Annotated in this window: 23 protein-coding genes; 16 read left to right on the forward strand and 7 right to left on the reverse strand. The window is 69.4% G+C overall.

Features of this window, described 5'->3' with window-relative positions; genetic code table 11:
- Genes nadB through INT51_RS17320 form a run of 3 tightly spaced genes read left to right on the forward strand, consistent with a single transcriptional unit; the run spans position 1 to position 3,688 of the window.
- On the forward strand, positions 1-1,698 hold the full coding sequence (nadB, locus tag INT51_RS17310) for an L-aspartate oxidase (protein ID WP_193106588.1): 1,698 nt from the start codon (positions 1-3) through the stop codon (positions 1,696-1,698).
- Complete coding sequence (gene nadC / locus INT51_RS17315) at positions 1,692-2,552, forward strand: carboxylating nicotinate-nucleotide diphosphorylase (RefSeq protein ID WP_193106589.1); 861 nt, start codon at positions 1,692-1,694, stop codon at positions 2,550-2,552. Before nadB ends, nadC begins: the two co-directional genes overlap by 7 nt.
- 8 nt (positions 2,553-2,560) lie before the next feature.
- Positions 2,561-3,688 (forward strand): cysteine desulfurase family protein, encoded by a 1,128-nt coding sequence (locus INT51_RS17320; protein ID WP_193106590.1) that lies wholly within the window; start codon positions 2,561-2,563, stop codon positions 3,686-3,688.
- 62 nt (positions 3,689-3,750) lie between these two features.
- On the opposite strand, the gene INT51_RS17325 is transcribed toward INT51_RS17320, so the two are convergent.
- Positions 3,751-4,173, reverse strand: a complete 423-nt coding sequence (locus tag INT51_RS17325; RefSeq protein WP_193106591.1) for a DUF2695 domain-containing protein — start codon at positions 4,171-4,173, stop codon at positions 3,751-3,753.
- Positions 4,174-4,538: 365 nt separating this feature from the next.
- Here INT51_RS17325 and INT51_RS17330 point away from each other — a divergent pair, with 365 nt between their 5' ends.
- The 7 genes from INT51_RS17330 to INT51_RS17360 all read left to right on the forward strand — a co-directional run bounded on the left by INT51_RS17330 (position 4,539) and on the right by INT51_RS17360 (position 13,353).
- Entirely contained in the window at positions 4,539-5,627 is a 1,089-nt protein-coding gene (locus tag INT51_RS17330; protein ID WP_257007931.1) for a tyrosine-type recombinase/integrase, read from the forward strand.
- Positions 5,624-5,950, forward strand: a complete 327-nt coding sequence (locus tag INT51_RS17335; RefSeq protein WP_193106592.1) for a helix-turn-helix transcriptional regulator — start codon at positions 5,624-5,626, stop codon at positions 5,948-5,950. Before INT51_RS17330 ends, INT51_RS17335 begins: the two co-directional genes overlap by 4 nt.
- Positions 5,951-6,333: 383 nt before the next feature.
- Positions 6,334-7,953: a hypothetical protein gene (locus INT51_RS17340; RefSeq protein WP_096197988.1), complete on the forward strand. Its 1,620-nt coding sequence runs from the start codon at positions 6,334-6,336 to the stop codon at positions 7,951-7,953.
- A 160-nt stretch (positions 7,954-8,113) separates the two neighbouring features.
- Entirely contained in the window at positions 8,114-8,974 is an 861-nt protein-coding gene (locus tag INT51_RS17345) for a hypothetical protein (protein ID WP_193106593.1), read from the forward strand.
- A 1,380-nt stretch (positions 8,975-10,354) separates the two neighbouring features.
- On the forward strand, positions 10,355-11,188 hold the full coding sequence (locus INT51_RS17350) for a nucleotidyltransferase family protein (protein ID WP_304502234.1): 834 nt from the start codon (positions 10,355-10,357) through the stop codon (positions 11,186-11,188).
- Complete coding sequence (locus tag INT51_RS17355) at positions 11,185-12,456, forward strand: galactokinase family protein (protein ID WP_304502235.1); 1,272 nt, start codon at positions 11,185-11,187, stop codon at positions 12,454-12,456. Before INT51_RS17350 ends, INT51_RS17355 begins: the two co-directional genes overlap by 4 nt.
- A 69-nt stretch (positions 12,457-12,525) precedes the next feature.
- Positions 12,526-13,353, forward strand: a complete 828-nt coding sequence (locus INT51_RS17360) for a hypothetical protein (protein WP_304502236.1) — start codon at positions 12,526-12,528, stop codon at positions 13,351-13,353.
- Positions 13,354-13,370: 17 nt separating this feature from the next.
- Here the strand turns inward: INT51_RS17360 and INT51_RS17365 are convergent, their stop codons facing one another.
- Entirely contained in the window at positions 13,371-14,360 is a 990-nt protein-coding gene (locus INT51_RS17365) for a DMT family transporter (RefSeq protein ID WP_304502237.1), read from the reverse strand.
- A 234-nt stretch (positions 14,361-14,594) separates the two neighbouring features.
- Here INT51_RS17365 and INT51_RS17370 point away from each other — a divergent pair, with 234 nt between their 5' ends.
- Positions 14,595-15,725, forward strand: a complete 1,131-nt coding sequence (locus tag INT51_RS17370) for a hypothetical protein (RefSeq protein WP_193106595.1) — start codon at positions 14,595-14,597, stop codon at positions 15,723-15,725.
- 94 nt (positions 15,726-15,819) lie between these two features.
- The gene (locus INT51_RS17375) at positions 15,820-16,716 is read left to right on the forward strand and encodes an aminodeoxychorismate lyase (RefSeq protein ID WP_193106596.1); all 897 of its coding nucleotides are present in this window, start codon (positions 15,820-15,822) and stop codon (positions 16,714-16,716) included.
- Positions 16,717-16,898: 182 nt separating this feature from the next.
- On the opposite strand, the gene INT51_RS17380 is transcribed toward INT51_RS17375, so the two are convergent.
- Both INT51_RS17380 and INT51_RS17385 read right to left on the reverse strand, forming a co-directional pair.
- Entirely contained in the window at positions 16,899-17,417 is a 519-nt protein-coding gene (locus INT51_RS17380; RefSeq protein WP_193106597.1) for an AAA family ATPase, read from the reverse strand.
- 45 nt (positions 17,418-17,462) lie between these two features.
- The gene (locus INT51_RS17385; protein ID WP_193106598.1) at positions 17,463-18,419 is read right to left on the reverse strand and encodes a sugar-binding transcriptional regulator; all 957 of its coding nucleotides are present in this window, start codon (positions 18,417-18,419) and stop codon (positions 17,463-17,465) included.
- A gap of 111 nt (positions 18,420-18,530) precedes the next feature.
- Between INT51_RS17385 and INT51_RS17390 the strand changes: the two genes are divergently transcribed.
- Together INT51_RS17390 and INT51_RS17395 are read left to right on the forward strand one after the other, a co-directional pair.
- The gene (locus INT51_RS17390; RefSeq protein ID WP_193106599.1) at positions 18,531-19,100 is read left to right on the forward strand and encodes a PTS sugar transporter subunit IIA; all 570 of its coding nucleotides are present in this window, start codon (positions 18,531-18,533) and stop codon (positions 19,098-19,100) included.
- A complete protein-coding gene (locus INT51_RS17395; protein ID WP_193106600.1) occupies positions 19,097-19,564 on the forward strand; it encodes an NUDIX domain-containing protein in 468 nt (155 codons plus the stop codon). Before INT51_RS17390 ends, INT51_RS17395 begins: the two co-directional genes overlap by 4 nt.
- Positions 19,565-19,577: 13 nt before the next feature.
- Here the strand turns inward: INT51_RS17395 and INT51_RS17400 are convergent, their stop codons facing one another.
- Genes INT51_RS17400 through INT51_RS17410 form a run of 3 tightly spaced genes read right to left on the reverse strand, consistent with a single transcriptional unit; the run spans position 19,578 to position 21,469 of the window.
- On the reverse strand, positions 19,578-19,991 hold the full coding sequence (locus INT51_RS17400) for a MarR family winged helix-turn-helix transcriptional regulator (RefSeq protein WP_226985866.1): 414 nt from the start codon (positions 19,989-19,991) through the stop codon (positions 19,578-19,580).
- A gap of 41 nt (positions 19,992-20,032) precedes the next feature.
- On the reverse strand, positions 20,033-20,413 hold the full coding sequence (locus INT51_RS17405) for a hypothetical protein (RefSeq protein ID WP_193106602.1): 381 nt from the start codon (positions 20,411-20,413) through the stop codon (positions 20,033-20,035).
- Between the two features lie 39 nt (positions 20,414-20,452).
- Positions 20,453-21,469 carry a zinc-binding dehydrogenase gene (locus tag INT51_RS17410; protein ID WP_193106603.1) on the reverse strand — a complete coding sequence of 339 codons (1,017 nt, stop codon included), beginning with the start codon at positions 21,467-21,469 and terminating at the stop codon, positions 20,453-20,455.
- 121 nt (positions 21,470-21,590) lie between these two features.
- Here INT51_RS17410 and INT51_RS17415 point away from each other — a divergent pair, with 121 nt between their 5' ends.
- Entirely contained in the window at positions 21,591-23,303 is a 1,713-nt protein-coding gene (locus INT51_RS17415) for an IlvD/Edd family dehydratase (RefSeq protein WP_193106604.1), read from the forward strand.
- Positions 23,304-23,561: 258 nt separating this feature from the next.
- A complete protein-coding gene (locus INT51_RS17420) occupies positions 23,562-24,410 on the forward strand; it encodes an aldo/keto reductase (protein ID WP_193106605.1) in 849 nt (282 codons plus the stop codon).
- Positions 24,411-24,481 lie beyond the last annotated feature (71 nt).

Raw genomic sequence — 24,481 nt, forward strand, 5'->3', positions numbered from 1 at the left:
ATGGCCGCGAAGCAGAGCGCGGGCCCGACCGCTGACCATTCCGCCGACCTGCCCATCCAGCCGGTCACCACCCTGGATACCGACGTGCTGGTGATCGGCTCCGGGATCGCGGGCCTGACGGCGGCGCTGCGCGCCTCGCAGCGGGCCGACGTGCTGCTGGTGACCAAGTCCGAGCTGTCCGAGGCCTCGACCCGCTACGCCCAGGGCGGGATCGCCGGGGCGGTGGATCCGGACGACCACCCCGCCGACCACGCACAGGACACCCTGGCTGCGGGCGCCGGTCTGTGCGACGAGGACGCGGTGCGGGTGCTGTGCGAGGAAGGGCCCGAGGCGATCCGCGACCTGATCAACCACGGGGTCGGCTTCGACCGCATCGCCGGGCCCGTGAGCCCGTACGCCCTCTGTCTCGAAGGCGCGCACTCCCGGCCCCGCATCCTCCACGCCGGCGGAGACGCCACCGGCCGCGCGATCCAGCAGGCGCTGGTCGCGGCGCTGCGGGAGCGGGGGATCACCGTGCGCGAGCACACCGCCCTGGTGGATCTGCGCCTCGAGGGAGGCCGCGTGGTCGGCGCGGAACTGATGACGGCAGGCGGCGAGCGCGTCCAGGTCCGGGCGTCGGCGACGCTGCTCGCCACCGGTGGCGCCGGGCAGATCTTCGCCCACACCACGAATCCTCAGGTCGCCACGGGTGACGGGATCGCCGCCGCCTGGCGGGCCGGTGCCGCGCTCGAGGATCTGGAGTTCTACCAGTTCCATCCCACCGCGCTCGCCGCACCTGGTACTTTCCTGATCTCCGAGGCGGTGCGCGGGGAGGGTGCGATGCTGCGCGACGAGCACGGTCGACGTTTCCTGCCGGCTCTGGATCCCCGCGCCGAGCTGGCCCCGCGTGATGTCGTCGCCCGGGCCATCGCTGAGGTCATGGCCGGGCAGGACGGTCGTCCCGTGCTGCTGGACGCCACCGGGATCGGCGCGCAGCGCCTGCGCGAACGCTTCCCCACGATCGATGCCGCCGTGCGCGCGGCCGGCGTGGACTGGGGGAGCCAGCCCGTGCCGGTGACCCCTGCCGCCCACTACTGGATGGGAGGGATCCGCACCGACCTCGCCGGCCGCACCACCCTGCCCGGGCTGCTCGCGGCGGGGGAGTGCGCCCGCACCGGCGTGCACGGCGCGAACCGCCTCGCCTCGAACTCGCTGCTGGAGGGCGCGGTGTTCGGGGCGCGGGCCGGCGCGACCGCGGTGGACCTGGTCCTCCCCGGCTCGTCCGTCGCGCCGTCGGAGGCATCCACTGGCGCTGGGTGTGCAGCCTCGCCGGATAGAGCGCAGCGTGCACACCACGCGCCAGTGGATACAGCGGCCCCTGCTGGGCGGGCCGCCGACCGGGCCAGCCGAGTCTCCGTTGGGCCGGGTGCGTCGGAGCAGTGGACCCGCGACCAGCTGCAGGAGCTGATGTGGAGTCACGCCGGGCTGCTGCGCACCGGCGGGCAGCTCGATGCGGCCGCAGCGCGCCTCGCCGAGTGGCGCACCCCGGACCCTGCCGCCCTCTCCACGGTGCGCGAGCTCGAGGACCGCAACCTTCTCGACCTCGCACGCCTGCTCGCCGCCCACGCCCTCGCCCGCCCCGGATCCGTCGGCGCCCACCATCGTCTCGACGCTCCCGTGTCCGTCGTCGACTCCGCCCAGGAGGCCCTCGCATGCTGACCACCACCCAGATCGACACCGTCGTCTCCGCCGCCCTGGTCGAGGACGCCCCCTGGGGCGACCTCACCGGGCAGGTGTTCCTGCCCGGGGACGCCACCGCCACCGCGCAGCTGATCGCCCGCGAGGACGGCGTCCTGTCCGGCATCGAGGTGTTCGCCGCCGCCTTCCACCTCACCGATCCGGCCGTCGACGTCGCCGCGCAGGCCGCCGACGGGGACCGTTTCGCCGCCGGTGACGTGCTCGCCACCGTGACCGGCCCGGCCCGCGCCGTCGTGCAGGCCGAGCGCATCGCCCTGAACTTCACCCAGCGGATGTCCGGCATCGCGACTCTCACGCGGGCCTTCGTCGACGCCGTCGAAGGCACCGGTGTGCGCATCACGGATACTCGCAAGACCACGCCGGGGCTGCGCGCCCTGGAACGTCACGCGGTGCGCAGCGGCGGGGGAGTGAACCACCGCTTCTCGCTGTCCGACGCGGTGATGGCCAAGGACAACCACCTCGCGATCCTGCAGCAGCAGGGCATGGACCTCTCCGAGGCGATCCGCCGGGCGCGGGCACAGCTGGGCCACACCACCCGGCTCGAGGTCGAGGTGGATCGCCTCGACCAGATCGAACCGGTGATCGCCGGCGGCGTCGACATCATCATGCTCGACAACTTCTCCCTGGCGGATCTGGCCCGCGGCGCGGAGATCGTCGGTGGGCGGGCGATCATCGAGGCCAGCGGCACCGTCACCCGGGAGACCGTCGGCGACATCGCCCGCACCGGAGTGGACGTCATCTCCTCCGGCGCCCTCACCCACAGCGCCCCCACCCTCGACCTCGGTCTCGACATGACCCTCGCCGCGGCGGAGTGAGGACACCCGTGCTCTATCTCGACTCCGCCGCCACCACCCCGGTGCGCCGCGAGGCCCTCGAAGCGGCCTGGCCCTACCTGACCGGCACCTTCGGCAACCCCTCCAGTCACCACACGGTCGGAGAATTGGCGGCCGCAGGCCTGGAGGACGCCCGCCGCCGCGTCGCCGCCGTCCTGGGTGCTCGCCGCAGCGATATCACCTTCACCGCCGGCGGCACCGAGGCCGCGAACCTCGCGATCAAGGGCCTGGCGCTCGCCGCCCCGCGCGGGAAGCATCTGGTCACCTCCCCGATCGAGCACGAGGCGGTGCTGGGCAGCGTCGAACACCTCCAGCGCGTGCACGGCTTCGAGGTGTCGATCCTCGAAACCCGGCCCGACGGGACCGTGACCCCGGAGGCGCTGCAGGCCGTTCTGCGCGAGGACACCACTCTGGTCAGTCTCGCCCTCGCCAACAACGAGATCGGCACGATCAGCGACATCCGCACGCTAGCCGAGATCGCCCACGCCTCGGGAGCGCTCCTCCACACCGATGCGGTGCAGGCCGCCGGCTGGGTCGACCTGCGCGGGCTCGGCGCCGACGCGCTGACGATCTCCGGGCACAAGATCGGTGCCCCGAAGGGCATCGGGGCTGCGATGATCCGTGGCCGGTTGCCGCTGGAGCCCCTGGTCCACGGCGGCGGGCAGGAGAACGGCCGGCATTCCGGCACCGAGAACGTGGCCTTCGCCGTCGCGCTCGCCGTGGCGTTGGAGCTTTCCGAGGCCGAGCGGGAGGAGAAGGTGGCGCGCCTGGCTCCGCACCGTGACGCCTTCATCGACCAGGTGCTCACCGCGCACGATGATGTGCTGCTGACCGGCGCCGCGCCGGGGCCCGGCCGACTGCCGGGGCACGCCTCGTTCTGCGTGCCCGGGCGCAGCGGGGAGTCGATCCTGCTGGATCTCGCCGAGAGGGGTGTGATCGCCTCGAGCGGATCGGCCTGCGCTGCCGGCAGCGACGAGCCCAGCCACGTGCTCACTGCCCTCGGGATCTCCCGTGAGGTGGCGCAGTCCGCGGTGCGCTTCACGCTGCCCGCGGAGATCACCGCCGAGCAGCTGGAGACCGTCGGGGCCCTGGTTCGCCAGGTGGTCTCCCCATCCTGATCCCCGCCGGCCCCGTGAGGCGCAGGTCGAAAGGCGATCGGGGGCGTCCATGACCGTCGACGTCACCATCTCCCGTAGCGGCCGTAGCGGTACCGCGCGAGCCACAGGGCGCACGGCTTCGTCGACCCTCGGCGCACGCCTCGGCACGTGGGCATCGGATCGGGATACTCGGGATCGCCCTCCATCCGGCCCATGTCAGGGTCGATCCAGACCGGCACGACCAGGAACTCGGAGCGCAGGTCGAAGGCGTTCCAGAAGATCTCGCAGTCACAGCCGGCGCCGCTGGATCGCAATCTCCTCAGGAGCGCGGTCGCGGCCGGAGCGCGCCGATCACGGTAGCGCGTGGCCCAGCGCAGCCCCTTGCATCCGAAGGCGAGCATGCGGAAGACATAGCACTGGAGGCATTCGCCGTCGGCAGGATCGGTCAGGTGCGCTGCCAGGTCCCGCAGGTACTCCTCGGCCTCTTCGAGGGGAGTCGATGTCATGGAACCAGTCGATCATCGCCACGTCGACCGGCGGGAGCCTTGGTGCCCCGATGTGGATGCAGGCGCCCTGGGGAGGAACAAGCGAGCAGAGATGCATTGGATGAATCAATGGTCTGGTTGTTGACTCGGCCTCACCGCGCACCGCGGGACCGGTTCGACGTGACTGAGCGGCTTCGCTGCCGCGTGGCTTTCGGCGGATCCAACCCTTTCTTTGCCTGGTCAAGAGCCTAATCGGGGCTTGCTGCATGCTGCGAACACCGCTCCGGAGGAAACCGTCCGATCGCAGACCTCTCGTTGCGCTGACAGACTCCATGATACGTTCACAGCATGTTTGATGCAGTAGAAGGAATCGTGAGGTGTGGGTGGTGACCCGTGAGGTCCGGTCCCTGGCTCCGGTGTTGCTGCTGGACCCGGCTCGCTCGACGTTCGATGAGATGCTGCGCCGGTACGCCGTGTCGATGCGTTCTCGCGGACTGTCAGAAGGCACGATCCGGGTGCATCAGTTTGGCGTGAAGCGGTTCTTCCGTTTCGCTGGGACCTATCCGTGGGAGTGGCGGCCGCAGGACGTCGAGGACTTCACCTCGTCGCTGCTGTCTCGCCCGGAGCCGTTGGCGCACTCCACGATCCGGGGCTACCACCAGATCTTGAAGGGCTTCTGCGGGTACGTCTCGCACCCGTCCTACGACTGGGCCGATGTCTGTCTAGAACGGTTCGGGGCCGCGCCAGCCCAGATCTGTCATCCGTGGAACACCTTCGCGCACCTGGCCGAGTTCGAAGCGCGGCCCACTCGACGGCCGTTCGGGTACGACGAGCTCGAGGCCTTCTTCGCTCAGGCCGATGAACGCGCCCACGACCTACTCGAGGGCCGCAAGAAGGGTGCGTTGCCCGCATTGCGTGACGCCCAGTTCTTCAAGACGGTCTACGCGTTCGGGCTCCGACGTCGCGAGGCGGTGATGCTCGATCTGAACGACCTCCGCCCCAATCCCTACGTTCCCGAGTGGGGCGCGTATGCGAAGGTGCAGGTTCGATACGGCAAGGCGATGAGGGGATCACCGCCTCGCCGCCGCACCGTGCTGGCGTGCCCGGAATTCGCGTGGGCGTCGGAAGGGCTTCGCTACTGGGTTGAGGAAGTCCGTCCGCGGCTCGCACCTGCGACTGATGCTCTGTGGGTCAGTGCGCGACGCACTCGCATGACAACCCGCACGGTGGACCACCGGTTCGCGCAGATCCGCGAGGCGGCGGGCTTGGATCCTGCGCTGACGTTGCACAGCCTCCGCCACTCCTACGTGACCCACCTGGTCGAGTTCGGCTACGCCGCCCAGTTCGTGCAGGAGCAGGTCGGACACAATCACTCGTCGACGACCGCGATTTACACGTCGGTCGGTGACGATTTCAAGAATCGGATCTTCCAAGAAGCGCTGCGGCGCGTGCTCGGAGAAGGAGAAACCGCATGACCCGGCAGTTCGATTGGCATCTTCGCCGCAAGCTTGCCGAGCGCGGCATCTACAAGACCACCGAGCTGGTGCCGCTGCTCGCCGAGCAGGGCGTGAAACTCTCACGCGAGCAGGTCTACCGCCTGGTGACATCCAACCCGCAACGACTGAATATCGAAGTCCTCGACGCGCTCTGCGTGATCCTCGACTGCACACCGAACGACCTGATCAGCTTCACCGTTGCGGCACGTGCGCAGCCAAAAGCCGCCGATGGCGGCACGGTCACCGACATCGGCACACTCAAGACTGTCCCGGCACGGATCACCCGGCCCGACAAATCGTGACCTCTCGATCATCTACCGCTCTTCTCGACAACACCGCCGCACTGCTCGCTCACGGTGATCCGTGGACGGCGGTCGGCGAGGCGGGGGTGCGTGCACTGCTCGAGCAGCTTGCCCCCACGCCACAGGGGCAGGCACATTTTCGACGTTTCCTTGCCAGGGTGGACGCGACCTGGATCAGCGACGCCGATCCGCACCTTCCCCGTCAGGCGCAACGTTTGCTGCGGATGCTCCGAGCCAGCGGGTTCCCGGTCGTACTGCCAGCATGCGGCGAATGCGGCGGGGGACAGCTACTCACGCAAACGCTCGAGGATGGGCGTAGAGTCTGCAACACGTGCCGGAAAGCTCGATACACCCGTCGCTGCGATGAGTGCGACAAGACCAGAGTGATCTCGCACCGCATCGAGGGGAAGAGCGTGTGCGGCACGTGCCGCCGCCGGCAGCCGGAGGCGAAGGAGGCGTGCATCCGATGCGGGCACGACCGGCTCGTCCAGAACAGAACAGCGGATGGCCCGATCTGCCCCCAGTGCGCGCCCGGCAAGATCGAGCCTTGCGTCCACTGCGGCAGGGAGCGGCGAGTCCGGGTCAAGTTCCTCGGCGGCGCGACTTGTGACCCCTGCTTCAGCATCATCCGCGGCACACGCCGCCCCTGCCCGCGCTGCGGCACGGTCGGCCTGGTCGCGTCGGTCGCCGACGACGGTACTCTGGCGTGCTCGGCATGCACCGGGGTGCGATCGCGGTTCATCTGCGCCGAGTGTGGCGTCGAGGACATCCGCAACGGGAAACGCTGCTACCCGTGCCTTGCACGCATCGCCATAGACGACCTGTTCGCCGCCGGAACGCCCGCCCGCCGTCGGGCGCTCGAACCGCTCCGGCAACGCCTCTTCGAACACCCTGAACCCAAGAGCATGGCACGCTGGCCCGGCCGCAGTGCATCCGCAGCGATCCTGTGTGAAATTCTCACCGAGGACATCGAGCTCACCCACGAAGCGTTGGACCGCCACCCCACGGTCCAGGCGGCGAGCCTGCTACGGCATTCGCTCGTCGACGTGGGCGCGCTCGAACCGCGGGACACCGCATCCGTGCAGTTCATGGCCTGGATCGACACGTTCCTCCAGGGCCGCCCCGAACACATCACGCGCACCCTCGGCCCGTTCTGCCGGTGGCACGTTCCTGCCCGCATCCGGCTATTCGTCCAACGCAACGGGATCACAGACGGCACGTTCGTTCGCGCCCGCCGCGTGTGCCGTATCGCCGCTGACTTTCTCGCCCACCTTGATACTGATGGGATCGAGCTGAAGACCGCCCCGCAAGACGCCGTGGAGTCTTATCTCGACCGGTACCCGCGCAACTTCGAACCGCTCGCTGTGTTCTTGCGCTGGGCGTCGCAGAGAGGCATCGCCGAACGGATCCACCCGGTCCCTTCTCCATATGCGATTCCCTATACCGCGTACCCAATCGATACCTACCGGGCGTGGATGCACCGATTCGCGACCGACGAAACAATCCGGCTCAGAACCCGCATCTGCGGGCTACTCGCCGGGATATCGGGCAGGCCAAGCACGACGATCGCAGGCCTGACCACCGCCAGCATCATCGATGACACCGACGGGATGCAGCTCCGGCTCGGGGCGACACCCTTCCAGCTGCCGCCGCCCTTGCCAGCGCTGATCCGACGGCAACTCGCCACCCCACGGCGATGGGACACGGAGTCAACGTGGATCTTCCCGTCGAAGCTGCGAGCTGGTGAACACGTGCACGCCAGCCGGTTCACCACCGAACTGCAACACCTCAACTGCGGCCTGGTCGAGCTCCGAGGAGCCGCACTGCTAAACCTCGCCGCCACCATGCCCGTCGCACCACTCTGCGACCTCACCGGAGCGTCACCGAACGTTGCTGCAAGATGGCAGACCGTCGCAGCATCCGCCTATGCGCAATACCCCGCGATCCGGCCTCGAGCCGAGCCCGACCACAGCATCTCTGTCCGAAGTCGCGCGAACGAGTAACCCGCGTGTTCGGGAACCTATGCAGGGGAGTAGGGACGCTCGGCGTACCGTACACATATCCACGCTCGCCCGTCACCGTCCTGTGACTCGGTACGCGCGCAGGTAGAGTGCCGCAGACGAACACTGTCGTTTATCAAATCACACTGAGGGGTAGATCACGATGGCGCGATCCACGCACGGGGGTAGAAGAGTATTCGGGGCGCTGACATCAGTCTTGCTCGCGGGAGCAATGGTTCTTGCGGGAACCGGTGTCGCTGTCGCGGAACAGCCAGCGTCAGAGACCGTTTCAGCGGAACGAGTCGAGGAATCTCTGCAGAACGTAGAGACGCATGATTCCGACTTGTTGGTCGCGCCGGTTTCGCCGGACGCCTATGGGGCTGATGGCTTGGGATACTCGGTTCCTATTGGTGGTGGGAGCGTTGGAGTTCCTAGCGACGCCTCGCAGGGCGTGACGTTCCAAGAAGCCGGAGGTGAAACCCTAGCCATTCAATTGCCGAATTCTGAAAAGGCTGACTCCGTGGAGTTGCTTGAGGACGGCACTTTTACATATCCAGATACGAGCAGCGCTAACGCCGTCGTGGTGACGGAGCGTGGCGTGCAGATGCTGACTGCCATCGCGAATGAGGAAGCCTCGACGAGCTACACCTACGAGCTCGACCTCGCTGAGGAGCAGAGTATCCAAGTGACTCCTAGCGGGGCAGCCATGGTGGTTGATGCTGCTGGTAATACGGTGCTGGTGTTCGGAGAGCCGTGGGCCTCGGATGCGGAGGGCAAGCCCGTCGATACCTGGTTCGAGGTAGACGGGCCGACTTTGACTCAGGTCGTGGACCACCAGGACACCGAGAACGTCGCTTACCCCGTCGTGTCTGATCCGATCTTCCTTGCACCGTGGATGGTCAAGTGCCTGGTTGGCATTGGCCTCAAGGGCCCCGACATCACGCGCATCGCACAGCTGGGTACTCCCTACTCAATCTTGGCCGCCTTCGGCCGTGGGGCCGTAGCTTGCATCTTCATGAAGTGATGTCGATGTTCAGACGCCGAAGCAGATCCGAGCTCGAAGCAGATCTCCTAGAAGTTGAGAGGCAGATCGGCGATAACCCTCTCGCATCAGAAAGAGTGGTGGCGGCTCAGAGCGTGGTGGAGCGCAACGAAGGGGAGGGTAAGGAGAAGATCTCTTCGATTCTGGCTGAGCGGGGGCTTCCCAGCCTCGAGGAACTAGGTCGAGTCCAGTTGCGAAACACGACGCGCTGGTGGCGGCTCCATCGCCAGAAGAAGCGCCTAACGCGGCAACTGGAGCGGTAACAACTATCAGCTAGCCTTCCATGAAGATCACGGAGGGCTGGCTGGCGTCTTGGACTTCGCGACTTTGCGAACCATTGATATGACCACACCGGGGTCAGTTAGTAGCTCGCGGCTCTCCGGATTGCGTATGAACTGATTCAGCATTCCTTGAGTGCTCAAGAGGCTCCGATACCAGTAGCCGCCGAAATGGTGTCGGCTAACCGGGAGAGAGATAGTAACGCCATCGACGTCCGTAATTGCAGTGCTTCCGTCTTTTGGGACGAAGCCTGGATCGTCGTACACTGCAGCGATCAGCGCTGCGTATGAGATCTGCGTTATCCATCCTGCAAGTGCGTGCCTGGAACTCTTCAAGTCTAGGTTAAGTAAGACAATCTCGGACCAATCGAACGCCGATCGCCATTCGTTCTGGACGAGGTGAACGACTCCCGGGGGTGTGAGCAGCAGAGCGTGGCGACGGGGGTCGCCGACAGCGAGGCCTTCCGCCACTTCTTCCAGCGGGCCGAATCGCTCCAATACTCCCACCTCCTAGCTATCGAAGTTCGACGGCCGTTTAACGGCTTCATGATCGGTGCCGCTGAGCTGCCGAGTGATCACAGCATGATACTCGTCTAATACGACGTGGGGCGCGACCATGCTCGTTCTCCCAATTTCCCCGGCAACCGCGCGCGGAGCCGCTTGGGCTCTCAGTTCCTAGCATCGGCAAAGGTGAAGGTGAACCAACATCGGCGCTGCCGGCCGTTGGGTGACCGTTCGCGGCGAGTTTCGTCTGCGGCGCGCGCGTCGCTACAGGGACTGTTGCTCAGGCCGAAGCTAATCGGGCTCGCCGTCACTATCTCAAAGATGGAGGGCATCGTCGGCGTGATCGTCGCGACGGCAACGAGTCGCCATGGGACGGCTGGACCGCGACCTCAACAGGAAGGGCAATCACACCGCAACTGCGAAGTCATTCGAGAGTTGCTCACTGCGATAGAGCACTTGCACCAGACGGTCATACCGATCGTCGGCCCTGCTGGCCACGACATCCACCGGGTGAGGCGACGGGGTCCTCCGCGGTGTGAAACGATCCGGCCCGACGGGGAAAGCCCCGTACACTCACGGCGTGAGAGATGAGACCGACACGAACCCCGCCGTCCACCGCGCCGTGATCCTCGCCCGCGGGCTCGGTACGCGCATGCGCAGGACGGACGATTCCGCGCAGCTCGACGACAAGCAGGCCGCCGTCGCGGCGAGCGGGGTCAAGGCCCTGATCGACGTCGGCCGCCCCTTCCTGGACTATGTGATCTCCGTGCTCGCCGACGTCGGCGTCACCGAGGTGTGCCTGGTCATCGGCCCCGAGCATGACGTGCTGCGTGAGTACGCGGCCGCGACCAGTGGGGGCCGCGTCACCGTGACCACCGCGGTCCAGGCCCAGCCGCACGGTACCGCCGATGCCGTCGCCGCCGCCCGCGAATTCGCCGGTGACCAGCGCGTCATCATCCTGAACTCCGACAACTACTACCCGCGCGAGGCTCTCGCCGCGCTCGCCGCCGCCCCCGGCAGCGCCCTGGTCGGCTTCGACCGCGACGCCCTCGTGGCGGGCTCCAACATCCCCGCCGAGCGGCTGCGCTCCTTCGCCCTCGTCTCCGCGGATGAGCACGGGCACCTGCGGGACATCGTCGAGAAGCCCGACGAGGAGACCCTCGCCGCCTACGGGGACGAGGCCCCCATCTCCATGAACGCCTGGCTGTTCACCCCCGCCATCTTCGACGCCTGCGCCCGCATCGAGCCCTCCGTGCGCGGGGAGTTCGAGATCATCGACGCTGTGCGACTCCTGATCGCCGACGGGCAGAGCGTCACGGTCGTCCCGTCGGCCGTCGGCGTGCTGGACATGTCCTCCCGCGGGGACGTGGCCGCCGTGCAGGAGGCGCTCGCCGGGATCGAGGTGCGCCTGTGAGCGACGTCCTCGCCGCGCTGACGGACGGAGCCCACGCGCCCGCGACCACCACGCGCTGGTTCGTGCCCGGCCGCATCGAGCTGCTCGGCAAGCACACGGACTATGCGGGCGGGCGCTCCCTGCTCGCCGCCGTCGACACCGGGCACACCGTCCGCGCCGCCGTCCGCGAGGACCGCCTGCTGCACGTGCGCTCCGAGGGAGCCGACGGGACCGTCGAGATCGACCTCGACCGGATCGGCCAGCACTCGCGCGTGGCCACGGACAGCGGCCACTGGGGCGGCTACGTGCGCACTGTCGCCGCGCGCCTGGAGACGAACTTCCCCGGTCGCGTGCGCGGCGCCGACGTCACCGTGACCACCACGCTGCCGCTCGCCGCCGGGATGTCCAGCTCCTCGGCGCTGGTCGTCGGCCTCGCCCTGGTGCTGATCGACCTCTCCGGAATCGCCGCCGATCCGGCCTTCACCGCATCCGTCACCACCACCGAGCAGCTCGGCGAGTACCTCGGCACCGTCGAGAACGGGCAGAGCTTCGGGCACCTCTCCGGGCACCGCGGGGTGGGCACCTTCGGCGGCAGCGGAGACCACACCGCCATGCTGTGCGGCGTCCCCGACGCCCTCGTGCAGTACTCCTTCTGCCCCGTGCGCCGCGAGCGCACCGTCCCCGTCGGCCCCGAGCTCGCCCTGGTCGTCGCGGTCAGCGGCGTCGGGGCCGAGAAGACCGGCGCCGCTCGCGATGCCTACAACCGGGTCTCCCTCGCGGTCGCCGAGATCCTGCGCCGCTGGCACGAGGACCTCGGCTCCTACGACGCCTCGGACGCGTCCCTGGCCGACGTCGTCGCGAGCGGACCGGCCGCCGTACAGCGTCTGCGCGAGCTCGCGGCCGACGACGACTACCTGGCCGGCCGCCTCGCACAGTTCCTCGACGAGTCCGAGCGGATCATCCCCGCCGCGTCGCTCGCGCTCGAGGAGGGCGACCTGGCCGAGTTCGGTCGACTGGTCGACGAGTCCCAGGCCGGGGCGGAGAGCGGACTGCGCAACCAGGTCCCCGAGACGATCGCCCTGCCACGCCTGGCCCGGGAGAACGGCGCGCACGCGGCGAGTGCCTTCGGGGCGGGCTTCGGCGGCAGCGTCTGGGCTCTGGTGCCGGCCGACGCGGCGGAGGACTTCGCGCGCCGCTGGCTGGACGCCTACCGCGTCGTGCATCCCGAGCGCTCCGGAGCCACCACGACCATCACCCGACCCGGTGGCGCGGCGCGGCGTCTGCCCTGAACCGCCCGGCACCTGATCCGAAGGCCCGCGCCCGTGCTGAGGGGCAGGTGACCGTGCCAGACTGAGGTGGTGTCCACGCCTATGAACCGCTCCCTGCCCTGGCCCACCGAGGCCCCGGCGATCCCGCTGCTGTCGATGCGTCCGATCCTGGATCGGATCGCTTCGCTCGCCCGCACCCACCAGCAGGACGTCACGCTGATCCCGGGGGTCGCCGCGACCGAGGAGGAGCTCGCCGCGGACCCGCCTCCCGCTCTCGAGCAGGTCCTCGATGAGCTCGGCGGCATCGAGCTGTGCGGGATGCCGGTGCTGACCCTCCTGATCGAGGACCGCACCGACGTGGGCCCGTACACGCTGCTGGGGAAGGCCACGAGCTTCTACCCTCTGTACGAGACGCCCGAAGCCGCTGTGATCCTCACGATCGACGACGACGGCGCCCCCGGCGTGGTCTACGGCATCGGCGAGGACCTCGCCCTGCGGCTCGCCGCGCCGGACCTCGCCGGGTATCTCGAGCGTTTCGCCGATGCTCTCGAGGCCACGCTGCACGCGCTGGCTCTGCGCGGGGACGAGACCGATGCGAAGGGCGACGCCCGCGCCGAGGCCGCCGAACAGCTCATGAACGAGCACCTCTTCGCTGAGGTCGTCGGGGAGGACGAGCCCGAGGATGGGGAGGATGCTGACGCGGAGGACGATACTGCCGGTGTCGAGGTGCCGCTGCAGTCCCCGGCCGCCTCCGGTCTGGTTGGCCTGCCCGAGAATGCTCTGGCCGTGGCGGACCTCCGCGATGCGCCGCTGGGTGCCCGCGTGGACGTGATCGACGCCGAGGTGCCCGGCGACCCGCTGGATCTGCGCGTCGCCTGGACCGAGCGCGGCCGCCTGGTCACACTCCGCACCGTCTGACCTGGCGGTTCCCGGGGTCAGCTCGCGCGGCGACGGCTGGAGGCGGCGAGGACGGCGGCCACCAGGGTGAGGCCGGCGCCGGCGATCGTGGTGTACGTGAGGTGCCCGGGGGCCGCGACGGCGTCGAGCACGACGGAGCCCACGATCTGCCCGGCGATCGTGGACATCGCCAGGGTGAGGATCCCGAGCGGTCCGGCGAGATAGGCGGCCATCGCGATGAACACGACGCCGATCGGGCCACCCAGGTAGAGCAGTGGATTCGTCGGCAGCGACTCGGGTGCGCCCGCGACCAGCATGTGCACCAGCGCGACCAGCAGCAGGGCGGTGGTGCCGACCACGAAGTTGCCGAGCGTGGCGACCAGGAAGTGGCCGCTGTGCTGGGTGACGCGGCCGTTGATCGCCTGCTGCAGTCCCATCGCCACCCCCGCGACCATCGGCAGTGCCAGCAGGTACCACGGGGCCTCGGTGCTGATCCCGCCGGACATCGCCAACGCCACCGAGACCACCATCAACCCGGCACCGAGGACCCGCAACGGGGTCAGGTGCCGTACTCCACCGGGCCCGAGCCCCACCCGGTCCACGACCAGCCCGGTCACCGTCTGCCCGGCGACCACGCAGACGATGAACAGCGCCACCCCGAGCAGGGAGACCGAGAACGTCTGCCCGAGCACGTACATCGCCCCGCCCAGGCCACCGATCGCGAGGTACCAGGGGAAGGACCCGCTGCGCAGCTCCCGCCAGAACTCGCGGCACAGCCGGCGCACCCGCGGCATCACCACGAGCAGCAGGAGGATCACGACGAGCCCGCTGCCGAAGGAGATCGACGAGGCGGCGAACCCGTCATCGAGCTCGGCGGCCAGATCGGAATTGATGCGGGACTGGATCGCGCCCATCACGCCGCACACCACGGCGGCCGGAACCGCCCACAGCGGGGCCGACGGGCGCGGGCGCACCGAGGTGGTCCCGGCAGATGGCGCGGGCGGGGCGTTCGGGGGAGTGCGGGTCACGAGCATCCACACTACGTCCGGGCGCCGGGCCGTGGCGGAGGAGCCCGGTGCGCGGACGTCGCACCGGCCTGTCGAGCAGGTCGTCCCCGAGCCGTGTTCACCGCAGGTTCATCTCGACATCATCCCAGCGCACAGCATGGGTAGTACTCCCCATGGCCCTCATGGCGCGGGCACCCTACGGTGGGTTCGTCAGAGGGGAGCATGGGTGCAGGGGACGAGGGAGAACGGCGATCGATGAACGGATTCTGGGGCGCGGACACGGACGCTTTACGGTCGGCCGGATCGGTCTATGTGCGCAGGGCCGAGCTCCTGTCCGACCTCGAGACGTCGTTGAGCTCCCTCATCGACGCCGTCGAATGGATCGGCGAGGATGCCGAGGCGTTCCGCGCCGACTGGACCGGGAGGGTCCGGCCCGGCATGCAGGACCATTACGTCGAGCTGCGTCACGAGGCACGGCGGCTCCTCCAGCACGCCGATGAGCAAGATGCCGCCTCTGCGCCGGATGGCCCAGGTGGCATGTCCGGCCCCGACGGATTCCTCCCCATCATTGCCGACAATCTGATGAAGTGGCTGGACCTTGCCGCGGATGGTCCCGGCGGCACCACGGACGAGGGCCTGCTCGACGGGTTGGACGGCGAGTTCGCCGAGCTGCTGCGCCAGGTCCTCAGCACCTCCGAGGGACGCGCCGCGTTCCTGGGGTCCCTGCTCGGCAGTCTCTCCGGCGGGTTGCTGGCCGAGATGATCGGCCGAGCCCTGGAACTCGGCATGGCCCTGCAGAACATGCTCACCGGCCTCAGCCTGGCCGCTGGTCTCGGTTCACTCATCGGGCAGGCCCCGCCCGAGGGAGCGGTCGCCGCGGGCGCCGCCAATCAGGCTGCGAGCGAGGTCCCAGGCTCCGGCTCGGGGGAGGCCGCATCGGGTGAGGCGGCATCGGGCGATCCCGAGGGCGGCGCCAGCAGCGGAGAGTCTGGTGGGGCCAGCGGCGGCGAGTCCGGCGGCGCAGGTGGTGGCGGCGGTGAATCCGGGAGTGGTTCCAGTTCCGGCTCGGGTTCCAGCGGTGGAGGAGGCAACGACTCTGCCAGTGCCGGTCCCGAGGTCGCAGCCGGCGCCGACACCAGCGCCGAGACCACGGCCGGAGGCACCGCGAGGGGGTCGCAGGGCCAGGTGGACAGCGCGCCGCTGAGCGCAGGAGGGTTCTCCGGCCGCGTCGAGGGCAGCAGCGACGAGGGCGCCGGCTCCCTCCTGGAGCGCCTCCTCGAGATGATCGGCGACCTGGTCTCGGCCGACGGATCCAGCGTCGCCTCCCACGCCTCGTCGATCGGTCACGACATCGGCCAGGCGGGCCTCGACGCGCCTCGCTCCTGACCGCGCACCCGCTCTTCCCGACCCCGCTGCAGGCAGGACTACCCTGGAAGCCCGACCGCCTCGATCCTGAGGCGCCACGACCAGGAGCAGCGCCATGACCTCGTCCAGCACGGACACCCCCGCACCGGTTCTCGTTCTCGTCCCCGGCGCGGCCGGTGCTCCGAGCGACGGCAGCGCCCCGTTCCACCTCGCCGATCCCACCACGCCGCAGCTATCGGTCACCGACCTGGTCGCCACCCGCGGTGACGGCGTCTTCGAGACCATCGGCGCCTTCGACGGGAAGCCGGTCAACGTCGGCCCCCACCTGGAACGACTCGCCCGCAGCTGCTCCCTCCTCGAGATGCCCGAGCCGCACCAGGAGACCATCGCCGCCGCGATCGACGCGGCCATCGATGCTCATGCAGCCGTGCCCGAGCTGACCGTGCGCGTCATGTACACCCGCGGCATCGAGGGTTCCGGCGTCCCCACCTGTTGGATCGATGCCCACGTCTCCGCCGACTGGGGGCCGTACCGCACCGGGATCCGCGTGATCACCCTGGACCGCGGGCTGTCGACTGCCGTCCCGGAGACCAGTCCCTGGCTGCTGCCCGGCGCGAAGACCCTCAGCTATGCGGTGAACATGGCCGCGGTCCGCGAGGCCAAGCGCCGCGGCGCCGCCGACGTCCTGTTCGTCGCCACCGACGGCTACGTGCTCGAAGGGCCGACGTCGACGCTGCTGGTGCGCCGCGGCGACACCTATCTCACCACTCCGGTGAGCGCTGGCGTCCTGCCCGGCACGTGCGTGAACACCCTGTTCGCGGCCCTGCAGCACGAGGGCCACGAGGTGCGCGAGGAGCTCATGACGGTGCAGGACGTCGCCACGGCCGACGGCGCCTGGCTGCTGTCCTCGACGCGACTGGCCGCACCGCTCACCCACCTCGACGAGACCGAGCTGCCCGTCGACCATGAGCTCACCGCCCGCTTCGAGGCGCTCCTGTCCGGGAAGGCCTGACTCCGGTCGGCGCTCCCGGACAGCCGGGCGGCCGGGTGCGCCGTCGACCCCAGCCACGGCATGCCCCGGCGCTCCATCGCCTCTGCTCACGGCCCCCGCGGAAAATGTGCCCTGAGGACCGATGGTCAGGCTCGGCATCGGTCCTCAGGGGACATTCGCGCCGAACCGGCCACTCCGGGCGGTCAGGTTCCGCGAGGCGAGTTCATCCAGGCCAGGATCATGCGCAGGGGTCCGACGTCACCTGGTGCGATGGCCGTGGTGTCGAGCGAGAAGTCGGCTGGCACGCCGTCGTGGATATCCCGGAGCTGCCGGAGTGACCAGGCGATGTCGCCGCGACCTCGCTGCGCGATGCGATGGCGAACCGCTGCTTCCTCAGCGCTCATCGCAAGGATCCTCAGATCGAATCCCGCGAGCCGCTCGAGGAATCGGTGGTGCAGCGCGTTCACCGGATACGGAAGGATCCCGTCGACGATCGTGTCGTAGCCCGCCGCAGGCCAGGCGACCACGGAGTCCAGCAGGGTCTCGGCGAAACGCCGGTTCCCCGGTTCGCTGCTGACGTCGGTCGAGGCCGAGACCCGGGGCGCTGCGAGGTCGGCTTCGACTCCCACCCAGGGGGAGGTGGTGTTCTCCAGCAGTGCCGCCGCGACGCTGCTCTTCCCGGTGCCGCTCGCGCCACTGATGAGCAGGATCCGTGCTGTCATCCGGAGGATCTCCTGTCGGGTCGGTGCATCGAACGCCTCGCCGCGTCACGTACTCGCGAGGAGCTCGCGGGCCAGGTCGGTGTCGAACACAGCGGTGTCGATGACTCCGCTGCGCAGCACGCCGAGCACACCGGGGGCGCGTTCGACGCCGGCCGCGATGCCGAGCACCTCGGGGATCCGCAGCAGCTCGGAGAAGGTCACTGCGAGCACGCGTTGATCCGTGGGCGCGCCGAGAGGGATCCCGTGCGCATCGATGAAACGGCCGCACACATCGCCCACGGGCTGCTGCGCCTCGAAGGAGGCCCGCTCGTCGTCGCTCAGCGCCATCAGGCTCAGCACGTGGGGAGAGGAGTGCACCCCCATCGAGCCGATACCCACTACGGCGAGGTCCACCTGCGCGGCGGCCTCGAGCACGGAACCGATGCTCGACTCGGCGCGCAGCGTGCTCACGGTCGTCGCTGATTCCAGCACCGCCGGCGCGTACAGGGTCTCCGGTCGGGCCCCGAGCCGGGAAGCCAGCACGCGCAGCACCGATTCTCCGGAATCGAACTGGTCCAGGCTGCTGTGCCCGCCCACCAGGGGCAGCACGCGAGGCGTCGGTCGCAGATGCAGGGACTCCAGCTGCGCGACCACGCTCTGGACCGTCTGTCCCCAGGAGACGCCGATGCTGCTCACGTGCGCGGCCCGCTCTGTGATCACTGCGGCGCCTTCACGGGCGACGGATTCCATCGCCGAGGCGCGCGGCGCGGAGACCACATGCGCCTCGCGCAGGGAGAACGCCGCCCTCAGTGCCGCTTCGAGGGCTTCGTCCCGCCGTGGTGGGCCGTCGGGATCATGGATCGTGATCTCCACGATCCCGCGGTCCCGTGCTTGGGTGAGGATCCGCGAGACGTTCGAGCGGGACAGCCCCAGCTCGGTGGCGACCTCCGTCTGCGAGCGGCCCTGCTCGTAGTACAGCCGCGAAGCCCGCACGATCACGGAGGTGTCGCGAGGGGCGGGCATGGGCACTCCTGTTCTGCGGCGCACGGAGACGCGCCCGGGACGAATATGCCCAGCGTACGCAGTGCACGACGGAGCAGGTGCCAGAATCATGGCACCGACCAGGGAGGCCCCATGAGCTCAGATCCACGCCCGCACGACGACGCCGCCCCCGATGGACAGGATGGCGCCTCGGGCCCTCCGTCCTTGGAGCTCTCGGTGGTCGTCGCCCAGCTCGACGTGGTCGACGCCGAGGACGTGCTGCGCTCGCTGGCCGGTCGACTGCTCGACGCCGGTGCGGTCACGGTCGACTTCCCGGAAGCGCTGCGTGAGCGCGAGCGTCGCTACCCGACCGGCCTGCCCACGTCGGTCCCCACCGCGATCCCGCACGCGGACCCCGAGCATGTGGTCCTCCCCGGACTCGCGATCGCGACCCTCGCGCAGCCTGTGGCCTTCGGGGAGATGGGTGGCAGCGGCAGTACGGTCGATGCGCGCTTGGTGGTGATGCCTCTGCTCACCGACGCGCGGGCGCACCTGGCCGCGCTGCGGCGATTGATGGGGCTGCTGCGTGATGAGGAGGCGGTGGAGGATCTGCTGGCAGCGACCGACGACGATGATCTGCGTGCTCGCGCGGCGGCGCGTCTGGCCGGCGGTACCGTCGAGCACGGCAGCAGCATCGACGAGGCAGGGGAGGACGGCGCGTGAAGTCACCGCGACTGGGGGTGAAGGCACTGATCGTCCGGGACGCTCAGGTGCTGATGAACCGGTACATCGAGCCCGACGGCACCGCAGTGTTCGCGCTGCCGGGCGGCGGTCAGGAGCACGGCGAGGATCAGGTCGCGGCGATGATCCGCGAGTGCCGCGAAGAGATCGGCGCGCTCGTGGAGGTGCACCAGGTGGCGTGCCTATTCGAGACCATGACCGGCAAGCGCATGGTGGATGGCTCCGAGATTCCGCCGTTCCACCAGGTCAACGTCGCCTATTGGTGCGGCCTCGCGGAGGGCGAGGAACCCGGGGAGGGCACCGAGCCCGATCCCGGTCAGGCAGGAACGGCCTGGCTCCCCTTGGACGGCCTCGGCGAGTACGAGGTCCGGCCCGTCGAGGTCGCTCGCTGGCTGGAGTCCGACCCGTCCGGTCGGCCGCTCTCTCTCGGGGTCTGCCTGGGCTGACCCGGTCACGAGCTCAGGAGGAGGCGCCGTTTGACCGCTCGAGGAGCTCCGTCATGGCCTGCTGGAAGGCTCGACGCTTCGGTGCGCTCCATCCCGCAGTCAGCCGCTCGAAGACCTGCTCCTGCCAGGCGTGCGCACATTCGAGGTGGAGCTGCCCGGTCCCGGTGACTCTCGCGCTGCGTCGTCGGCGGTCGGACGTCCCGGCCTCGAGGACCAGGAGCTCGGCTGTCACGGCGTCCTTGACCAATCGCGATGCGCCGCTCTGATCGATCCCGATCTCCCGAGCGATCGTCGAGATGCTCGCGTCCACCCCGCGCCGCGATAGGGCGTCGACCGCCTCGGTGACCAGGACCAGCCGGCCGTTCTCGGCGATCTGGTCGTCGTCGGCCGCGTCGCGGCGCGACCAGTGCCGGACGAACTCGAACATGGTCTGCCCTGGTCCTGCCCCTGCACCGGGCCCCAGGTCGTTCATGCGGTCGCCGCCATCTCGCGGCAGATGAAGGCAAGGTCGAGGGCGGAGCGCAGATCGGGCAGGCGGAGCGCGGCGGTCACACTGCCGCCCCGTGCACGGAAGACGGTCGCGACCCGCGTCGGGAGATCGTCGCCCGGCCAGGAGGCGTCCTCCTCGACGACCATGAGGGCTTCGCTGACCGGGTGCCACGATCGGGGGATCAGGGTGATCCCCGAGCGATGGACCCAGTCCGCGAACTGTGCGGGAGAGATCGGGCCGGCACCCTTTGGGCCGAGCACCACGATCGGGGCGCCGACGGAGCGGGCGCACCGCTCGAGGTTGCCGCTGTTCACGCTCTCGTGCCATTCGGTGATGGCTTTCTCCAGCAAATCGTCCATCCCCGAAGTGTATGCGAAACGCATGCAATGGGTGAGGCCTCAGCGCATCCGCGGGTCGATGTGGATCTTCGGACCGGGCCCTGCGCTGGGCGGGCGGCTGCCGGCGAGGACGTCGGCCACGCCGTCCAGGCCGGTGGTCGCGGCGATCAGCGGGCGCGGGTCCACGGTCCCTGCGGCGAAGGCCGCGATGGTCTCGGCGAGTGCGGGAGAGGCGCTGAGCACGCCGACGGCAGTGATGTCTCCCAGCACGAGGTCACGGGTGTCGACCAGGCTCTCCTCGCCGGCGATCCCGATGAACACCGCGCGCCCGCCGGGCTCGACCCGGGACAGCGCCCAGGTGGGCAGCGCCGGGGAGGTCGCGGCATCGATGATCGCGTCCAGCGGCAGGTCAGGCAGCGTCGCCTCCTCCCAGACGTTGTCGAAGCCCAGCGTGCGCGCGACCTCCAGGCCCGGCCCCGGCAGGCCCAGCATGTGCACCTCGGCCCCGGCCGCGCGGGCGAACAGCGCGCACAGCAGCCCGATCGTGCCCGGGCCCATGATCAGGACCCGGTCGCCGGGGGAGAGGTTCGCCCCGTGGACGGCCCGCCGTGCGTTCCCGCCCGGTTCGACCAGCGCCCCGAGGGCCGGATCCAGCTGATCGGGCAGATGGTGCAGCGAGGAGGCGGGCACGGAGAGCTGCTCGGCGAGCGCCCCGTGGCGGCCCCCACGGATCCCGACCTCCTGGCGGTCCGCGCACACGTGCTGGTTCCCGCGCGTGCAACGTCGGCAGCGACCGCAGCCCAGCATGGTGTCGCCCATGACGCGCCGCCCCAGCCAGACGGGATCCACGCCCGCGCCGAGCGCAGAGACGGTGCCCATCCATTCGTGGCCGAGGCGCATCGGGAAGTGCGCAAGGCACGAGTGGAGGTAGGCCATGCGCCCGGAATGGAACTCGGCGTCGGTGCCGCAGATGCCCACGCGCTCCACGTCGACCACGACCTCCCCGGGGGTCGCCGCGGGGGCGTCGACATCCTGCACGCCGGCTGTGCCGGGCGCGGTGATCACGAAGGCGCGCATCGTGGCAGCTCCTGTCAGAGTGGGCCTCACCTGCGGACTCGTCGGCCCGGAAAGGTGGAGGTGACGTAGCATGCGTGACATTCCACAGACTAGAACACCGTGTCAGAAAAAGGGATCAGCAATGGAGCTCCGCAGCAGTCAGTGGTACGCGGGCGATGACCGCAACGCGTACATCCACCGTGCCTGGATGCGCCGCGGAGTGCCCGACGACGCCTTCCGCGGCCGCCCCCAGATCGCGATCGCGAACACCGCCAGCGACCTCACCCCGTGCAACGCACACCTCACCGGCGTCGCGCAGTTCGTGAAGAACGGGATCCTCGAGGCCGGCGGCGTCCCTCAGGAGCTGCCGGTGGTCTCCCTGGGCGAGACCAACGTGCGCCCCACCGCGATGCTCTGGCGGAACATGGCTGCGATGAGCACCGAGGAGATGCTGCGCGCCAACCCGATCGATGGTGTGGTGCTGCTGGGCGGCTGCGACAAGACCATCCCCTCCCTGCTCATGGCTGCCGCGAGCGTGGACATCCCCGCCGTGGTGATCCCCGGCGGCCCAATGCTCAACGGCACCTTCCGCGGCGCCCCGCTGGGCTGCGGCACGGGAGTGTGGAAGCTCAGCGAGGAGCTGCGCGCCGGGAAGCTCTCCCAGGAGGACTTCACCCGCTCCGAATCCGCGATGATCCGCAGCTCCGGGCATTGCAACACCATGGGCACCGCCTCGACCATGGCCCTGGTCGCCGAGGCACTGGGCACCATCGTGCCCGGCATCGCCGGCACCCCCGCGGTCGACTCCCGCCTGCACGAAGCCGCCCAGCTCACCGGCCGCCTCTCCGTCGAGCTCGTCGAGGCCGGCCGCACCCCGTCGACCTTCCTCACCAAGGGCTCCTTCCACAACGCGATCGTCGCGCTCGCCGCCATCGGCGGCTCCACCAACGCCGTCGTGCACCTGCTCGCGATCGCCGGCCGCCTCGGCATCGACCTGAGCGTCGAGGACTTCGACCGGATCGGCTCGCACGTGCCGCTGCTGGTGGACCTCCAGCCCGCCGGGCGCCACTTGATGGAGGACCTCTTCCGCGCCGGTGGCCTGCTCGCCGTGCTGCGCGAGGTGAAGGACCTGCTGGACCCCGAGGCACTCACCATCACGGGGCGGCCGCTGGTGGACTATCTCGAGGACGCCGAGATCTTCGACCGCGAAGTCATCTCCGTGCGGGAGAGCCCGGTCCAGGACGATGCCGGCATCGCCCTGCTGCGCGGCAACCTGGCACCGGCCGGCGCGATCATCAAGCCCGCCGCCGCGACCCCGGAGCTGCTCCAGCACCGCGGGAAGGCGCTGGTCTTCGACAGCATCGAGGACTTCCACGAGCGGATCGATGATCCCGCTCTCGAGGTCGACGCCGACACCGTGATGATCCTGCGCGGCTGCGGCCCCAAGGGCTACCCGGGCATGCCCGAGGTCGCCAACATGCCGCTGCCCATCAAGCTCCTCGAGCAGGGCGTGCGCGACATGGTGCGCATCTGCGACGGCCGGATGTCCGGAACCGCCTACGGCACCGTGGTCCTCCACGTCGCGCCCGAGGCCGCCGCCGACGGACCGCTGGGCCTGGTCCAGACGGGCGACTGGATCGTGCTCGACGTGGCCGGGCGCCGCCTGGACGTCGAGCTCAGAGAGACAGAACTCGCGGCGCGGACCCCGTCGGCCGCGATGACCGCGGCGTTCGCGAACCCGCAGCGCGGCTGGGAGCGGCTGTACGTCGACCACGTCCAGCAGGCCGATACCGGCGCGGATCTCGACTTCCTGGTCGGCGCCTCCGGGTCCGAGGTGCCGCGCGAATCGCACTGACCACCGCCACCCGTGAACGGTGCACGGAGAGCCCTGCCCGGTGCCCGCACCTCGCCCACAGGAGGGCCCGTGCAGTTCTGTGGCGGGAGGACCGATGCGGGGCGTCGGACCGGTCGTACGGCCACATAACTGGTGCCCCGGCCCGTCGCAGCACCGGGGAGCTCGTGAACACGCTGGTCGCCCGGGAGGGGAAAACGTTAGCCTGTGACCTGTTGACCTTTCGCGGCCCTGCGCCGCACCCCGATCACGAGGAGCACCATGCCCGCCTCTCCCTCCGTCTCCTTCCATGACGGCCGCTCGATCCCGCAGCTCGGCTACGGCGTGTGGCAGGTCGAGAACGCGGTCGCCGCCGACGTCGTCGTCCAGGCCCTCGAGGCCGGCTACCGCCACGTCGACACCGCCCGCGGCTACAACAACGAGGCCGGCGTGGGCCAGGCCCTGAAGACCGCGGGACTGAACCGCGACGACGTGTTCGTGACCTCCAAGGTCCCCAACCAGGACCAGGGCCGCGACAAGACGCTGGCCTCCTTCGACGCCACCATGAACGACCTCGGTCTCGAGGAGCTCGACCTCTACCTGATCCACTGGCCGGCCCCCTCCAAGGGCCTCGCGGTGGACACCTGGAAGGCGCTCGTCGAGCTGCACGAGCAGGGGCGCATCCGTTCCATCGGCGTCTCGAACTTCCGCATCGAGGATCTCGAGAAGCTCGAGGCCGAGACCGGCGTGCTGCCGGTGCTGAACCAGATCGAGCTGCACCCGTACTTCAACCAGCCCGAGCTGCGCGAGTTCCACGCGAGCAAGAACATCGTCACCGAGTCCTGGTCGCCGCTGGGCCAGGGCGGCGGCGAGCTCACCGACCCGGTGATCACGAAGATCGCCGAGGCGCACGGGGCCGACGCGGGCCAGGTGCTGATCGCCTGGAACCTCGCGCTCGGCAATGTCGTGATCCCCAAGTCCGAGACTCCCCAGCGGATCATCTCGAACTTCGCCTCCCTCGAGGTCGAGCTCACCGACAACGAGGTCGCGCAGATCACCGCCCTGCACAAGGGCGAGGCCGGTCGCCAGGGTGCGAACCCGGACGACATGGCGAACCACCAGGGCGCCTGACCCCGACCGCAGGCGACGCCAATGCGCGCTGTGCTTCCCTGACCGGAAGCACAGCGCGCATTGCCGTGTCC

It is taken from the genome of Brachybacterium sp. FME24, from assembly GCF_014897705.1.
Lineage (GTDB): Bacteria > Actinomycetota > Actinomycetes > Actinomycetales > Dermabacteraceae > Brachybacterium.

Coding starts and splice junctions, on each gene's coding strand:
- nadB (WP_193106588.1), top strand. CDS start 1: ATGGCCGCGAAGCAGAGCGCGGGCCCGACCGCTGACCATTCCGCCGAC.
- nadC (WP_193106589.1), top strand. CDS start 1,692: ATGCTGACCACCACCCAGATCGACACCGTCGTCTCCGCCGCCCTGGTC.
- INT51_RS17325 (WP_193106591.1), bottom strand. CDS start 4,173: ATGACATCGACTCCCCTCGAAGAGGCCGAGGAGTACCTGCGGGACCTG.
- INT51_RS17335 (WP_193106592.1), top strand. CDS start 5,624: ATGACCCGGCAGTTCGATTGGCATCTTCGCCGCAAGCTTGCCGAGCGC.
- INT51_RS17345 (WP_193106593.1), top strand. CDS start 8,114: ATGGCGCGATCCACGCACGGGGGTAGAAGAGTATTCGGGGCGCTGACA.
- INT51_RS17370 (WP_193106595.1), top strand. CDS start 14,595: ATGAACGGATTCTGGGGCGCGGACACGGACGCTTTACGGTCGGCCGGA.
- INT51_RS17375 (WP_193106596.1), top strand. CDS start 15,820: ATGACCTCGTCCAGCACGGACACCCCCGCACCGGTTCTCGTTCTCGTC.
- INT51_RS17380 (WP_193106597.1), bottom strand. CDS start 17,417: ATGACAGCACGGATCCTGCTCATCAGTGGCGCGAGCGGCACCGGGAAG.
- INT51_RS17385 (WP_193106598.1), bottom strand. CDS start 18,419: ATGCCCGCCCCTCGCGACACCTCCGTGATCGTGCGGGCTTCGCGGCTG.
- INT51_RS17390 (WP_193106599.1), top strand. CDS start 18,531: ATGAGCTCAGATCCACGCCCGCACGACGACGCCGCCCCCGATGGACAG.
- INT51_RS17400 (WP_226985866.1), bottom strand. CDS start 19,991: ATGTTCGAGTTCGTCCGGCACTGGTCGCGCCGCGACGCGGCCGACGAC.
- INT51_RS17405 (WP_193106602.1), bottom strand. CDS start 20,413: ATGGACGATTTGCTGGAGAAAGCCATCACCGAATGGCACGAGAGCGTG.
- INT51_RS17410 (WP_193106603.1), bottom strand. CDS start 21,469: ATGCGCGCCTTCGTGATCACCGCGCCCGGCACAGCCGGCGTGCAGGAT.
- INT51_RS17415 (WP_193106604.1), top strand. CDS start 21,591: ATGGAGCTCCGCAGCAGTCAGTGGTACGCGGGCGATGACCGCAACGCG.
- INT51_RS17420 (WP_193106605.1), top strand. CDS start 23,562: ATGCCCGCCTCTCCCTCCGTCTCCTTCCATGACGGCCGCTCGATCCCG.